Raw genomic sequence first — 14,066 nt, 5'->3', positions numbered from 1 at the left:
TTTTTCCAGATAAAATATGTTGTCCGTCCGGATTAGACGACAAACAGGAGCAACAGGGAAATAACGAGCGCATAAATGCCCGTGGACTCCGATACCGCCTGACCTACCAGCATGGTCCGGGTCAACAGCCCTGCTTCCTTCGGATTTTTTCCAATGGCCTCGCATGCCTTTGCCGCTGCCATGCCTTCACCAACCCCCGGCCCGATGGCACCCAGTCCCATGGAAATACCGGCGCCCAAAAAAGCCGCCGCTTTTACAATGTCCACGCCTTCAATCGCCATGATGTGATCCTCCTAGAATTTTTTAAATTTCGCCGTTCGGCAACCCCGCCGACAGCCTATATGACAAAAATCAATACCAATGCAACAACCAGTGAATAAATGCCCGTGGACTCGGCTACAGCCTGCCCCACCAGCATGGTTCGAACCAGGGTGCCACGGGCATCCTCGTTTCTTGCAATCCATTTTACCGCATTATGCCCCGCAAAGCCTTCCCCGACGCCCGGACCAAACGCACCAAGCCCCATACAAATACCTGCCGACAGAAGCGCTGCGCTGGGTGCAAGCAATGTAGTAGACGGAAACTCTTTGAATATCAGAATAAAACTAATCAAAAGGCTGTAAATGGCCGTGGTTTCGGTCACTGCAAGCCCAAGCAGCATAATGTTGGTAATGGGCCCGGCTTCAGATGGATTTCTGGCCACCCCCTCACAGCCCGCACCGGCCACCAGCCCCTCTCCGATGCCGGATCCGATCGCGCCCAGCCCCATGGACAGGCTCGCCCCGAGAATTGCGGCCCATGTGGGGGAAAATGGATGCGTGCTGAAATTAAAAAAGAGTAAAATCAAGGAGGTTACCAATGCAAAAATGGCCGGTGTCTGACATACCGCCGACCCTACCAGCATGGTGGTGGTCAAGCGCTTCATGGACGCCGGTTGGCGACCGATGCCTTTGCAGGCTTGCGCTCCGGGAAATCCGGACCCAACCCCTGAGCCGATCGCGCCCAACCCCATGCACAGCCCGGCCGCCAGCAGCGAAAAGGCCACGGTGAGATTGCCCGTGGGCGCCGGTGTAAACAGCAGCAGCATGGCAACAACCAACGCAAAAATAGAGGCGGATTCGGCAACCGCCTGCCCCACCAGCATGGTTTTAAAGATGTCACCGGTGGATTCCGGAGTCCTCGAAATCGCCAGGGTGGCCTCGGAGGCCACGTATCCCTCACCAATGGCGGCACCCATGGCACCAAACCCCATGGCGGCGGCAGCGCCGATAAATTGTGCCAGCCTTTCCCAGACATGGATATCTTGTATCATTTTTTAATTAACCTGAACCGAAATGTAGACGATTGTTAGCATGGTGAATACAAAAGCCTGAACCGTACCCACAAAAAGGCCGAAAAACGCGTTCAAAAACGGGGGCAGCAACACGCTGTAAGTCAGATAGGAAACCACCAGGATGATGATGGAACCGCCCATGATATTTCCGAAAAGACGGAACGAGATCGATACCACCTTTGCCAGCTCACCAATCACATTCAGCGGCATCATGAAAAACATCGGCTCGAAATAGGCTTTCGTATAAGATTTCAATCCCTTGGCGCGAATACCCGCCCAGTGGGCAATCACAAAGCCCAACAACCCGAGACTCAACGGCGTATTCAAGTCCTTGGTCGGCTCCTCCAGATGGGGAATAATTCCCAACCAGTTGGAACATACCAGAAACATAAATAGCGCACAGATCATCGGCGCATATTTTTGGGCCAGTTTTTTGTCCAAAGCATCGTCCGCCAGTCCGTACAGGTTGGCAACCAATAGCTCGCCTACCACCTGAAACGGATTCGGCAGAATGCCGCGCTTTCGGGTCGTCATGTAGCCGAACAGAACCAACGCCAAAATGACAATCCATGTCATGATGATGACCTCGAGATTGAAAGTCATTTTATATCCACCGACGGAAATCAGCAGCTGATGTATTTTGCCTAGTTCCTCCATGCCCCTTACCCTTATTTTTTAGTCAATGGTGTGATCAACCGTAAAATTTGTTCTCCCAGAAGAACGAATTGAACCATAAATATGCCGATTATCGCAGCCGCCACATTGAACTCGGGAAATCTGACGCCGATAAATATCGGTATGGCAAGCAACGCGTATCGGAAAAGAATGGAAACTGCTGAAATGGCCGTGGCTTTATTTTTGGATTGGCCGACCCGCCAGGGAAGGGTTTCCCCCATCAGAATAAAATTGAGGATGCCGAAGAGTGTCCCGAGAATCAGCCCCTTGCCAATGGGTTTATATCCGGCCAAAATAAACCCCAACCCTAAAACTATCGCCAGGATAATGGCACGGGAACAATACTTTTTCTGTATTTGACGAATCGATTCCAACGGCTACCCCTCGTTGTCCGGTTCGTCCGGTTTCTTTTGAGATGATGTCATCGTCTCATCTATCTGCCGATAAACGGTAACCCCGCCGCCGGCAATCCCCAGAAGTATGAAAATCGTAGTAAAAACGCCCTTCGTGCCGAGCCACTGGTCCAGCTTGATACCGAGCCACAGACAAAACAGTATGCAACCGACCATCGTGAGCCCGATTTGCATTAAAATATGAAGATTGTCCGTCCATGCACGATTTTTTTTGAAATCGAATAACACGCGTATTCACCCGGAGACTTCCTTTACACCAGGGTTTTTCATGAAACAAAGCACAACCGATTGCTGAATTTCCACCGGCATGTCGGATGCCGACCGATCGTAAAATCATTAAAATTAAGAAAGTAGGTTTATCAACGCCTACCTTTTGTTGTCAAGGGGAAAAAAGAAATCCATGTTTCCGAATGTTGAGGCTGGTTCATTGGAATACATTTGTGTTATAGTAGGTTACAGAAATAAAATTCTGATTGATGCCTGAAGAAATAATTCAGTATGCCATAAGTCAGAAATGAATTGAGTTTCGCATTCGTTCTAACCCGTCATCGAGGAAAGGGAACACCCATGGCCCTGTCGGCACAGGAAAAACTGAGGAGATTCTACGCGGTTTTTAAAGGAGACGACCAGGTTCTGATCGTTATCAATGCGGACCCGGACGCCATTGCCAGCGCTATGGGTGTCAAACGGTTATTATGGCGTAAGGTTTCCGGCATCGTGATAACGAATATCAATATTATCAAGCGACCGGACAATCTGGCCATGATTCGGTTATTGGGGGTGCAATTGGTCTATATTGAAAAGATCGATCCCTCGCGATTCAGCCGAATCATCATGGTCGATTCGCAGCCGGAGCATAACAAGGCCTTTTCCCAGCTTGCGCCGCATGTCGTTATTGACCATCACCCGGCTACTGCCTGCAATGCCGCTTTTCTGGATATAAGACCCACCTATGGCGCCACAGCCACCATCATTACCGAATACCTGCGGGCAGCCGCCATCAAGCCTTCGGTCAAGTTGGCAACCGGGCTGTTTCATGCCATTAAAACCGATACCAGCAATTTCGAACGCCCGGCGCTTGTCGAGGATATTCGGGCCTTTCAATTTTTATATCAACACGCCAACATTCAACTGGCCAAAAAAATAGAGCACGATGAAATTCGGCTCGACTTTCTGAAATACTACCGAATCGCCCTGGAAAACATGCGTATTCGAAAAGGCAGGGTTTTTGCGTATCTCGGCCCCGTGGCCACACCGGATATCTGTGTGCTGATCGCGGATTTTTTCATGCGCGTGCATCAAATCAATTACAGCATTGTCTCGGGCATTTACGAAGGCGTTCTGGTCATCATTTTTCGAAATGACGGGTTACGAGCCAGCGCCGGAAACCTCGCCAAACAAAGTTTCGGGCCGTTCGGTTCCGCAGGCGGCCACAAAAGCATGGCCCGCGCGGAACTCAATGTCGCAAACCTGCCCGAAGGCGTAGCGGCTTGGAACAACAAAGTCCTATTCAAGTGGATCGTGGATCAGATTGAATATAAAGGGGGTAAAAAGCCTCCCCGCGAAAAAAAGAAAAGCACCGCAGGGGATAGTTGATTGAGACGACCGCACACCCGCATAACAATTCTTGGCTCCGGCACATGCGTCCCTTCGCTGGCGCGCAGCGCCTGCGCCGTACTTGTGGAAACCGGAGAGGCCAAAATCCTGCTGGATGTCGGGCCGGGCACCATGCACCGGCTTTTAAAGGCCGGTCTCCGTGTTTTCGAGATATCTCATCTGTTTTTGAGCCATTTTCACCCGGATCACACGGGTGAATTGGTTTCGTTTTTATTTGCCAACAAATATCCTGAAAAAGTGCTGCGATCCGGGCCGCTGACCCTTGTGGCGGGAAAGGGGATTCACACTTTTTTTAATGGTCTCAGGGCGGTATATGGCGAGTGGATTGAATTGCCGTCCCCCTTTTTTGATATTCTGTCAATGGACACCGCCGGCGCAAATTCCATTCAATTTCAGGGCATCCGCGTAGATTCGATGCCGGTGGACCACCGGCCCGAAAGCCTGGCCTATCGCATCACTGGCGTGGACGGCAGATCAGTGGTATATTCCGGCGACACGGACATGAGCGAGAACCTGATCAACCTGGCCCGAAACGCCGATGTGCTGATTTGTGAGGCGGCCTTGCCGGATGCGTTAAAAACCCCGGGGCATCTGACCCCGTCGCTGGCCGGTTCGATCGCGGCGCGCGCCGGCGTTAAACAACTCGTGCTCACTCACTTTTATCCGGAATGCGATAGGGCCGATATGCTGGGTCAGTGCCGGAAAACCTATGACGGGCCGGTGGCACTGGCCAAGGACTTAATGCGCTTATGAGGTATTATCCCATCAATCTGGACATTAAGGGGCGGCATTGCCTCGTGGTGGGCGGTGGTGGTGTCGGGTTCAGGAAAGTCACAACACTGCTGGCCTGCGGCGGGCTGGTTACGGTGGTCAGCCCCGCGCTGGTTCCCGAATTGCAGGCCCTTGCGGATTCCTGCGATATCACCTGGCATTCGCGCGGCTACCGGGCATCCGATCTGGCGAATATGTTTCTCGTTATCGGCGCAACGAACGATGAACAACTCAATAACCAAGTGAGCACCGACGCACACGGCCAGAATATGCTTTGCAACATTGCCGACCGGCCCGCTGCGTGCAACTTCATTCTCCCTTCGATCGTCCATCGGGGGGATCTGGTGCTCACCATTTCAACCTCGGGCAAGAGCCCGGCATTTGCCAAACAGCTTCGAAAAGAGCTTGAAAAGCAATTTGGGGCGGAATATAAGGCCTTTCTTCTGTTGATGGGCGCGATCAGAGATAGACTCCTCTCGCAAGCCCACGAACCGGAAGCGCATAAGCCGCTGTTTGAAAAGCTGATCAACGCGGGATTGTTGACGCGCATTCGGGAAAACGATACGGACGGCATTAACCGCCTGCTTTTTGAAACGCTTGGTTCGGGATATGAACTGAATCGTTTGATCGATAAGGACTGATCGCAACCCCTTAACTTTGATTTGAAAGTGTATCGTCTCATGCAGGAAGCCAATTTGTTCACTTTCTTTTTTTATTTGCTGAGCATGGCCGCTTATATCGCCTATCTTTTTTTTCAGCATGACCGCCTTCAAAAAATAGGGTACCTGCTGATGCTCACGGGCTTTGTCAGTCACAGTCTTTCTCTTTTGCTCGGGTATTTCACGACCGGTTTTTTCCCCGGGCACAACCTGTATCAGACACTTCTGATCGCAGGGTGGGCGTTTACGGGTGTGTTTTTACTCTTTCAATACCGGTTTAATTTAAAAATACTGGGTGTTTATGCCGCTCCGCTGGCAACTGTAATCATGGCGGTATGTTTGCGTGCACCGGAACCTGCGGAAAATGTGGCGGTTTTTTTTAAAAGTTTTTGGCTGTTTTTTCATGTGATCACCATCTTTCTGGGAAATGCCGCCTTTGCGCTGGCCTGCGGCATCGGTGTGCTCTATCTGATACAGGAGCACAATATAAAGACCAAGCACCGCGGATTTTTCTTTCGGCGGCTACCGTCCCTGGATCTTCTGGACAGCACCGGACACGGCTGCATTATTGCGGGATTTACATTGTTGACCATTGGACTGGTAGCAGGGATTTTATACGCCAAGGCAATCTGGGGCAGATTCTGGAGTTGGGATGTCAAGGAAGTCTGGTCCGGCATCATGTGGCTGTTTTATGCCGCCTTACTGCATGAGCGCCTGACCGTGGGGTGGCGGGGACGTAAGGCAGCCGTCATGTCCATTATCGGATTTATGGTATTGCTCTTTACCTTTTTCGGCGTCAACTTTCTTCTGGGCGGTCATCATGGTGACTTTACCCGATAAAGAGCTGTGCCGCCTTTTCCGGACCGGTGCTTTTCCTTATCAAAAACAAAGATTAACAAAATTATAATGCACGATATATTTCTTTTAGGACTCAACCATAAAACCGCCCCCGTAGCAGTGCGCGAATGCCTCGCGTTCACGGCTCCCGAGAGCGTTCAAGCCATGGCTTGGCTTCGCAAACATGCGGCCATTGGCGAAGTAGTCCTTTTTTCCACCTGCAACCGCGTTGAAATCCTTTATACGGCCAGGGACAACGCGGCGGCGCTGGCTGCAGTCAAGGGGTTTCTTTCCGAATACAAACAGGTGTCCACGCATCAATTTGAATCGTCCCTTTATTTTTACTCGGGAGAGGAGGCGGTTCGCCATATATTTCGCGTGGCGGCCAGCCTGGATTCCATGATGGTCGGAGAACCCCAGATTCTCGGACAGATCAAGGCGGCCTATCGCACCGCCACTCAGGAGAAAAGCACGGGCGTGATTCTTAACCGCTTGCTTCACCGAACCTTCTGGCTGGCCAAGCGCATTCGCAGTGAAACCGGCATCGGGGATCATGCGGTTTCCATCAGTTATGCGGCCATTGAGCTGGGTCGAAAAATTTTCGGCAGCCTGGAGAAAAAGAAGGTATTATTAATCGGTGCCGGAGAAATGGCGGAACTGGCTGTTGAACACCTGATCCGCAACCGCGCAGGGGATATTCTGGTGGCCAATCGAACCTTTTCCCACGCCGTGGAATTGGCCGGCCGATACCGGGGGCAAGCCATACGATTCGAAGAAATTGCCAAGGCCCTGGCAACGGTGGACATTATCATCAGCTCTACCGGCGCACCCGGATTCGTCATTTTGCCCGACCACGTCAAGGGGGTCATGCGGGGCCGGAAAAACCGGCCGTTGTTCTTTATCGACATTGCGGTTCCCCGGGATATCGATCCGAAAATCAATCGCATCACCAACTCCTACGTATACGACATTGACGATTTAAAGGGGGTTGTGGACGAGAACATCGAGGATCGGGGGCAAGAGGCCATCAAGGCGGAGCGGTTGGTGGATGAGGCAGTTATTCAGTTTCATAAATGGTATAAGGGGCTTGAAGTCGTTCCCACCATCGTGGCCTTGCGGCAGCAAATGGAAAAAATCGTGGAGGCGGAAATCAATCGAACCCTTCATGGTCTCGGGTATGAAACCGAAACGGACCGCGAGGCATTCAGCCGCATGAAAACCGCACTGATCAACAAAATACTCCATTATCCAACGCTGTTTTTAAAACAAAAGGATACGCACGGCGATACGGCCGCCTATCTAAATACGGTTCGGCGAATGTTTCAATTGGATGAAAACAATGATTGCGGAGGTAAACATTGAAAAAGAAGATAGCCTTTTTATTCCCGGGTCAGGGGTCCCAGAACGTGGGCATGGGGTTGGATTTATATCGGGAATTTGATTATGTCAGGGAAATTTTCGACATGACGGATGAAACGGCCAAAACGAGTATCGCCAAGCTTTGCTTTGAAGGCCCGATGGATGCGCTGACGCTGACGGTCAATCTGCAACCGGCTGTAACCGCAGTGAATTTGGCCTGTCTGGCCGTGCTGGAAAAAGAGGGCTTGGCGCCGGATTTTTCCGCCGGTCATAGCCTGGGCGAATTCAGTGCCCTCTCGGCAGCCGGCGTGATCAGCAAGCCGGATGCATTGCGACTCGTCTTTGAACGGGGAAAATTGATGCACCGGGAGGCGACAAAACACACAGGCGCCATGCAAGCCGTTATGGGGCTGCCCATTGATGCGGTCTCGAAACTGGTGGCTGAGGCCGCAGCGGAAGGCGTAGTCTCTGTCGCGAATCATAACGCACAAACCCAGATCGTGATCACCGGCGCTCCGGAAGCCGTAAATAAGGCCGGCGCTCTGGCAAAGGAAAGAGGCGGAAAAGCCATCGCGCTGAAAGTCAGCGGCGCCTGGCATAGTGCCCTGATCAAAGGCGCTGAAGCCGAATTTGAGGCATATCTTCACACCATCGCCTTTAGTACACCTAACAGCCGGGTGATTCACAATGTCACGGCCGCCACCGCTGATACGGCCGAGGAGATCAGGTCCCTGATGGCCAAGCAGCTTTGTTCGCCGGTTCGTTGGTACGATACCATGACGGCCCTGATGAATGCGGACATCGACATCTATGCCGAGGTGGGACCCGGAAAGGTGCTTACCGGTCTTCTGAAAAAGACCTTGCCGCCCGGTCATTCAGCAACTATTCATAATATCAGCGACTTGAAATCAATCGAATCGTTTTTGAATGCCGTTTCATAGCCCACGAACCCCCAGGCGGCCGACAAATTTTCCACCTTTACTTGCTCTTTATGATATGTTACAGAAAACGACTTATGAAATGGACCTGATGTAAGGGAGAAACGCTGATGGATAAAAAAGACCTTGACTACTTTAAAGAATATCTTTCAGATCGTTTAAAGGAGCTTTTGTCCCAGGCGGACGATACCGTTTCCGATATGACCGGTCCGAGCGACAGTTTCCCGGATCCGACGGACAGAGCTTCTCTTGAAGCGGACAGAAATTTCATGTTGCGGATTCGCGACCGCGAACACAAGTTGATTAAAAAGATAAAAAAAGCGCTTGATCGAATAGAAAACGGCACCTTCGGTATTTGCGAGTCATGCGGCGAGGAAATCTCCGTTAATCGGCTCAAGGCCAGGCCGGTCACCACCCAATGCATCGATTGTAAAACCAAAGAAGAGGCCATGGAAAAAGCCCTTGGTATTTGATTCGTCCGCACCCATTGACCTGCATATTCACTCAACGGCATCGGACGGCTCGCTTTCGGCAGTTGAAATCTTAAGGACGGCCCGGCAGATAGGTCTGGCCGCCATTTCCATCACGGATCATGACACCCTTGAAGGCGCTAGGGATGCGCTGAAAATCGGCGTGGCCGGCGACTTAAAATTTCTTCCCGGTGTTGAGATCAGCGCCGGCCCACCCGATAATCTGCCCATTTCAGGCAGCATGCATCTTTTGGGATATAATATCAGCTTGAATAACCAGGCGTTAAATCATGAGCTGGCCAAACTTCAGGCGGCCCGCGCCAATCGGAATCCGGAAATCGTTCGCTTGCTCAACGAAATCGGACTGCCGATGTCGTATGAATCCTTGCTCGCTTCTTGGGACGGGCAGCTCTCTCGCCCCCACATTGCCAGCCATATGCTTGAAAAAGGCTATGTAACCAGCATTGACGAGGCCTTTGACAACTATTTGAGCCGGGGTAAACCCGCCTACGTCGATAAATATCGGGTGGATTGGCGGCGCGCCATCGAGGTGGTTCGAAGCGCCGGCGGCGTTTGCGTGTTGGCGCATCCTTCTTTATTGGAGCTATCCGATGTGGACACGCTTGAAGGCCTGATCGTAACGCTGAAAACAGCGGGTTTGGGCGGCATCGAGGTTTTTTATCCGGAACACACACCGGAACAAACCGAATTCTATAAAACCCTTGCCCTTCGATATGATCTTCTCATGACCGGCGGCTCCGATTTCCATGGTGCAATCAACCCACACATTCGAATGGGCGTCGGCAGCGGTGATTTATCCGTTCCTTATTCATTGTATGAAAAGCTAATTTATGCCTCATCATGCAACAAGATATAATCGACATTCAGGAAAAACTCGGATACCGGTTTTCCGATCCGGCCTATTTAGAAGAGGCCTTGCGGCATAGCTCCTACGTCAACGAGCTGTCCGAAAGCAATATTCGGGACAACGAACGTTTGGAATTTCTGGGAGATGCCGTTGTAAACCTGCTGGTAGGTCACCTGTTGATGGATAAGTATCCGAATCTCAAAGAAGGTGATTTATCCCGCCTTCGCGCCGGTCTGGTCAATGAGCAGGAGCTGGCTGCCATTGCCCGCACCCTGAACCTGGGCAAGCATTTGAACCTCGGCAAGGGAGAAGCGCAAACCCACGGTCATGAGAAGCCGTCCATTCTGGCCGATGCGCTGGAGGCGGTTTTGGCCGCGGTTTATCTGGACGGTGGGTTAAAATGCGTATTTGACGTGTTTTCAGACCATTTTATCACCAAACTGGCGGATACAAAGCCAACAGTTCCCCTCGATTATAAAAGCCGGCTTCAGGAACTGGTGCAACTCAAACGGCGAATAACCCCTCAATACCGGCTCATTGATGAAACCGGACCGGATCATGACAAAACCTTTCGCGCACAAATCATCGTCGGCGAATTGATCACCGAGGGCCTCGGCAAGAGCAAAAAAGCCGCCGAGCAGGATGCCGCCCGGCAACTACTCACTCTCATTGAAGCGTCTACATGAAATGGCCTCCGTTGACGCACCGCTGATTGTTCCGATCTTTTTGCCTTACGCGGGCTGTCCCCACCGTTGCGTGTTTTGCAACCAGGAAAGCATCACCGGAAACCGTGCGCAACCGCTGGCTCATCAAACGATCAAAAGCCGTATCGATCATTTCCTGAAGGGATGCCGCCCGTCATCCCGCCGCATTCAACTGGCGTTCTACGGTGGTAATTTCCTAGGCATGGCACCCGAGGATGTTTTATCTTTGCTGGAAATGGCTGCCGCTTATGTAAAGGAGGGAAAAATCCATGGCATTCGATTTTCAACTCGCCCGGACACAATCGATTCGCATCGCCTTGACTGCTTATGCGCCTATCCGGTGGATGCCGTCGAGATAGGGGCTCAGTCCATGAACGATGAGGTTCTGCGCCTTTCCAGAAGGGGCCATACCGCCGAAGGCACTCAGCAGGCCGTCGCCCTTTTAAAGTCAAAAGGCTTCGTTACCGGGCTGCAACTAATGGTGGGCCTGCCCGGCGACGATGAACGCCGCGCCATGGCAAGCGCTCGCAGCGCTGCGGCCTTATCGCCCGACTTTGTCCGCATTTACCCCACCGTCGTATTGAAGGAGAGCCCCCTGGCCAAATTATATACCAGCGGCCGATATATCTCCTGGACGATAGAGCGGTGCGTATCCATCGTTAAAGAGATGCATGGGGCCTTTCGGGAAAAAAACATACCGGTGATTCGTATGGGGCTGCAGGCAACGGTCGATCTTGACAGCGATGCGTGCATTCTCGCCGGCCCCTATCATCCGGCGTTCGGCCATTTGGTCATTTCCCGAATCTTTCTCGACAAGGCCGTGTCCACACTGAAAGCCTGCGCTCAACTGCCTGAAAAAGCGCAACGCGTAACGTTCTGTGTTCACCCCCGCAGCGTGCCGCGCCTGCGCGGACAGCACAATGAAAACATTAAAAAACTGAAGCAAATGTTTGGCCTGGTCACTGTCGATGTCCGATCAGATCCACTTCTTGCGGAAGATGACGTCAAATTGACGAAGGTGTAAGGCTACAGGTCGGATTTAAAAAAATCTTCCGGACCGGCCAAGGTGCCCGGCGCTTCGGAGTACTCGGTGGGTTGAGTTCCCTCTTTGAAAACTTCAAACCGGGTTTCTCCGGACTCGGCTATGGGGAGCAAGCCTGTTTTCGCATCGATTTTTGCGAACACCACCCCATCGGGCACCTCGAACACCTGCACCGGTTTATCCGCAAGAATTCTTTTCATAAACCCGAGCCATATGGGGAGGGCTGCACGGCCGCCGGTTTCTCCCCTTCCCAGGGTTTTTTCCTCGTCAAACCCGACCCATGTACCGGTAATATAGCGTGGCGTATATCCGATAAACCAGGCATCAAAAAGGTCGTTGGTGGTGCCGGTTTTGGCCGCAACCGGCCGATGCAATTCCTGAACCCGCTGTCCGGTGCCATCTTGAACGACACTTTCAAGCATACTCGTCACAATGTAAGCCGTCGTTTTATCGATTGCTTTTTTCCTTACCGAGCTGTTGAGTTCCAGCACGTTTCCATCCCTGTCCACGATTTTGATGATAAAAATCGGGGAGACCAGATACCCATGGTTGGCAAAAACCGAATAGGCCGTAAGCAATTCCAAAAGCGATACGCCTGAAGAGCCCAACGCGATGGACAAATTACGGCTTAAGGGCGATTCGATGCCCAGTTTCCGGGCATAATCAATGGCGTAGCCCACACCGATTTGCTGAAGGAGCTTGATCGAAACAATATTGCGTGAGTGCGCCAGCGCGTCTCTCAGCAGCGTAGGGCCGTTAAATTTCTCTTCGTAGTTTTTCGGCTTCCATTTGATATTGCTTTCGGAGGCCGTAAACACAATCGGCGAATCAACAATCATTGAGGCGGGTGTAAAGCCTTTATCCATCGCGGCAGCATAGATGATCGGCTTGAAGGCCGAACCAGGCTGACGCCGGGCCTGAATGGCCCGGTTGAACTGGTTTTCCTTGAAATCATAGCCGCCCACCATAGTTTTGACATGGCCCGTCTGCGCCTCGATGCACATCAATGCGGATTGCACGGCCGGGGTCTGCTCCAGAGCCAGTTGAAACAATCCGGTCTCATCAGCCACCGATTTGATCGAGACCATAATGACATCACCGACAGCCAGCACGTCGCCGGGGTTTTGAGCGGACGCCTTTCGTGCCCAGCGCATATCGATCGGCGCAAGTGAGCCGATTCCGTCGGCCAGGCGCACCCCTAAGATTTTTTCAGTATCATTTATGGAAACCACAACACCGGTCGTCAACGCGCCGGGGGTTAGGGCGACCGGTTCCGTTTCGGACTTCAGGGCCTGAAAAAACGGTTCGATTTCCGAGGGCGCAAGGTGCTTAACCGGCCCGCGATACCCCTGCCGTTTATCGAGGGCTCTCAACCCGGCACCCATTTCCTCCCGGGCGATTTTCTGCATCTCAATATTGACGGCCGTATAAATCTGAAGCCCCTCATTATACAGCTTATCCGCGCCATAGGTTTTTTCAACATAGCGGCGAACATGCTCCGCATAATGGGGGACCTCTTCGATATACCAGTTGCGGCGGGGTTTGATGTCCAGTTCCGTATTGATGGCCTCGGTGGCTTGAATATTGGTGATGATCCCTTCTTCCACCATTCGGTTGAGAACATAGATCTGTCGCTGTTTAGCCCGTTCCGGGTGCCGGAAAGGCGAATCGCGGCTAGGCGCCTGGGGCAACCCAGCTAAAATAGCGCATTCCGCCAGATTCAAATCGCTGACCGATTTTCCAAAATAATTCTCAGCCGCGGCCTCCACGCCATAGGCGCCGTGGCCCAGATAGATTTGGTTCAAGTATAGATAAAGCACCTCCTCTTTTGAGAAGGACTTATCGATTCGATAGGCCAAAATGGCCTCCTTGATCTTACGCGCATAGTTTCTTTCCGGCGTTAAAAAAAAGGATTTGGTCACCTGTTGCGTGATGGTGCTGCCCCCCTGAACAATGGTGCCCGCCTCGATATTCTTAAACAGCGCGCGAATAATACTAATAAAGTCGATCCCTTGATGTTTATAAAACCGGGAATCCTCAGCCGCGATAAACGCTTCAGTCAGCATCCGGGGCATCAGTGTAAGCGGCACCACGATCCGCCGCTCCTTGGCGAATTCAGCAATTTTGCGATTATCGTCGGCATAAATGGTACTGATGACCGGCGGGCGATAATCGGCAAGGGTCGATATTTTGGGCAACGTTTCGCTGATATGAAAATAAATGCCGGCTGCCACGACACATCCGAGAATAAAAAAGAAAAAGCAACCCCACGCTGTCCATTTGAAAAAAGTCGCTATCATTCCACCCGGGCCTTTTTTGACACGGGCCTTTTTGATTTCTGATTTTGTTTTTTGTTTTTGCATTTCAGTGTAACCCCTAA

The 14,066-nt window shown here is 51.8% G+C and carries 16 protein-coding genes; 10 read left to right on the top strand and 6 right to left on the bottom strand.

All coding sequences use genetic code 11. The features are described from left to right. Positions 1–32: 32 nt before the first annotated feature. From atpE (RBT11_03205) to RBT11_03185, 5 genes are read right to left on the bottom strand one after another with little or no spacing between them, the layout of a single operon-like run. Complete coding sequence (gene atpE / locus RBT11_03205) at positions 33–281, bottom strand: ATP synthase F0 subunit C (protein MDX9785761.1); 249 nt, start codon at positions 279–281, stop codon at positions 33–35. Positions 282–337: 56 nt separating this feature from the next. Next, positions 338–1,312, bottom strand: coding sequence for an ATP synthase F0 subunit C (gene atpE, locus RBT11_03200; GenBank protein MDX9785760.1), 975 nt, complete (start codon positions 1,310–1,312; stop codon positions 338–340). 3 nt (positions 1,313–1,315) lie between these two features. Next, positions 1,316–1,990, bottom strand: coding sequence for a F0F1 ATP synthase subunit A (gene atpB, locus RBT11_03195; GenBank protein MDX9785759.1), 675 nt, complete (start codon positions 1,988–1,990; stop codon positions 1,316–1,318). Between the two features lie 11 nt (positions 1,991–2,001). Further along, positions 2,002–2,382: an ATP synthase subunit I gene (locus RBT11_03190; GenBank protein ID MDX9785758.1), complete on the bottom strand. Its 381-nt coding sequence runs from the start codon at positions 2,380–2,382 to the stop codon at positions 2,002–2,004. A 3-nt stretch (positions 2,383–2,385) separates the two neighbouring features. Continuing rightward, a complete protein-coding gene (locus tag RBT11_03185; GenBank protein ID MDX9785757.1) occupies positions 2,386–2,649 on the bottom strand; it encodes an AtpZ/AtpI family protein in 264 nt (87 codons plus the stop codon). A gap of 339 nt (positions 2,650–2,988) precedes the next feature. Between RBT11_03185 and RBT11_03180 the strand changes: the two genes are divergently transcribed. From RBT11_03180 to RBT11_03135, 10 genes are all read left to right on the top strand, one after another. Beyond that, positions 2,989–4,017, top strand: a complete 1,029-nt coding sequence (locus tag RBT11_03180) for a DHH family phosphoesterase (protein ID MDX9785756.1) — start codon at positions 2,989–2,991, stop codon at positions 4,015–4,017. Further along, a complete protein-coding gene (locus tag RBT11_03175) occupies positions 4,018–4,791 on the top strand; it encodes an MBL fold metallo-hydrolase (protein MDX9785755.1) in 774 nt (257 codons plus the stop codon). It abuts the gene before it with no gap. Continuing rightward, a complete protein-coding gene (locus tag RBT11_03170) occupies positions 4,788–5,450 on the top strand; it encodes a bifunctional precorrin-2 dehydrogenase/sirohydrochlorin ferrochelatase (protein ID MDX9785754.1) in 663 nt (220 codons plus the stop codon). Before RBT11_03175 ends, RBT11_03170 begins: the two co-directional genes overlap by 4 nt. Positions 5,451–5,504: 54 nt before the next feature. Next, positions 5,505–6,308: a c-type cytochrome biogenesis protein CcsB gene (gene ccsB, locus RBT11_03165; protein MDX9785753.1), complete on the top strand. Its 804-nt coding sequence runs from the start codon at positions 5,505–5,507 to the stop codon at positions 6,306–6,308. 66 nt (positions 6,309–6,374) lie between these two features. Next, entirely contained in the window at positions 6,375–7,667 is a 1,293-nt protein-coding gene (hemA, locus tag RBT11_03160; protein MDX9785752.1) for a glutamyl-tRNA reductase, read from the top strand. Beyond that, a complete protein-coding gene (gene fabD, locus RBT11_03155) occupies positions 7,664–8,605 on the top strand; it encodes an ACP S-malonyltransferase (GenBank protein ID MDX9785751.1) in 942 nt (313 codons plus the stop codon). Before hemA ends, fabD begins: the two co-directional genes overlap by 4 nt. A 107-nt stretch (positions 8,606–8,712) precedes the next feature. After that, positions 8,713–9,075 carry an RNA polymerase-binding protein DksA gene (gene dksA, locus RBT11_03150; GenBank protein ID MDX9785750.1) on the top strand — a complete coding sequence of 121 codons (363 nt, stop codon included), beginning with the start codon at positions 8,713–8,715 and terminating at the stop codon, positions 9,073–9,075. After that, positions 9,065–9,949 carry a PHP domain-containing protein gene (locus tag RBT11_03145; protein ID MDX9785749.1) on the top strand — a complete coding sequence of 295 codons (885 nt, stop codon included), beginning with the start codon at positions 9,065–9,067 and terminating at the stop codon, positions 9,947–9,949. Before dksA ends, RBT11_03145 begins: the two co-directional genes overlap by 11 nt. Next, positions 9,934–10,626 (top strand): ribonuclease III, encoded by a 693-nt coding sequence (gene rnc, locus RBT11_03140; protein MDX9785748.1) that lies wholly within the window; start codon positions 9,934–9,936, stop codon positions 10,624–10,626. Before RBT11_03145 ends, rnc begins: the two co-directional genes overlap by 16 nt. 1 nt (position 10,627) lies before the next feature. Continuing rightward, positions 10,628–11,668 carry a radical SAM protein gene (locus RBT11_03135; protein MDX9785747.1) on the top strand — a complete coding sequence of 347 codons (1,041 nt, stop codon included), beginning with the start codon at positions 10,628–10,630 and terminating at the stop codon, positions 11,666–11,668. A 2-nt stretch (positions 11,669–11,670) separates the two neighbouring features. Here RBT11_03135 and RBT11_03130 read toward each other — a convergent pair whose 3' ends face one another. Beyond that, positions 11,671–14,049, bottom strand: a complete 2,379-nt coding sequence (locus tag RBT11_03130; GenBank protein ID MDX9785746.1) for a PBP1A family penicillin-binding protein — start codon at positions 14,047–14,049, stop codon at positions 11,671–11,673. Positions 14,050–14,066: the final 17 nt, after the last annotated feature.

It is taken from the genome of Desulfobacterales bacterium, assembly GCA_034003325.1.
Lineage (GTDB): Bacteria > Desulfobacterota > Desulfobacteria > Desulfobacterales > JAFDDL01 > JAVEYW01.
The sequence above is the reverse complement of the archived record's forward strand: the minus strand, read 5'-3'. Positions and strand labels throughout refer to the sequence as shown.

Coding starts and splice junctions, on each gene's coding strand:
- atpE (MDX9785761.1), bottom strand. CDS start 281: ATGGCGATTGAAGGCGTGGACATTGTAAAAGCGGCGGCTTTTTTGGGC.
- atpE (MDX9785760.1), bottom strand. CDS start 1,312: ATGATACAAGATATCCATGTCTGGGAAAGGCTGGCACAATTTATCGGC.
- atpB (MDX9785759.1), bottom strand. CDS start 1,990: ATGGAGGAACTAGGCAAAATACATCAGCTGCTGATTTCCGTCGGTGGA.
- RBT11_03180 (MDX9785756.1), top strand. CDS start 2,989: ATGGCCCTGTCGGCACAGGAAAAACTGAGGAGATTCTACGCGGTTTTT.
- RBT11_03170 (MDX9785754.1), top strand. CDS start 4,788: ATGAGGTATTATCCCATCAATCTGGACATTAAGGGGCGGCATTGCCTC.
- hemA (MDX9785752.1), top strand. CDS start 6,375: ATGCACGATATATTTCTTTTAGGACTCAACCATAAAACCGCCCCCGTA.
- dksA (MDX9785750.1), top strand. CDS start 8,713: ATGGATAAAAAAGACCTTGACTACTTTAAAGAATATCTTTCAGATCGT.
- rnc (MDX9785748.1), top strand. CDS start 9,934: ATGCAACAAGATATAATCGACATTCAGGAAAAACTCGGATACCGGTTT.
- RBT11_03135 (MDX9785747.1), top strand. CDS start 10,628: ATGGCCTCCGTTGACGCACCGCTGATTGTTCCGATCTTTTTGCCTTAC.
- RBT11_03130 (MDX9785746.1), bottom strand. CDS start 14,049: ATGCAAAAACAAAAAACAAAATCAGAAATCAAAAAGGCCCGTGTCAAA.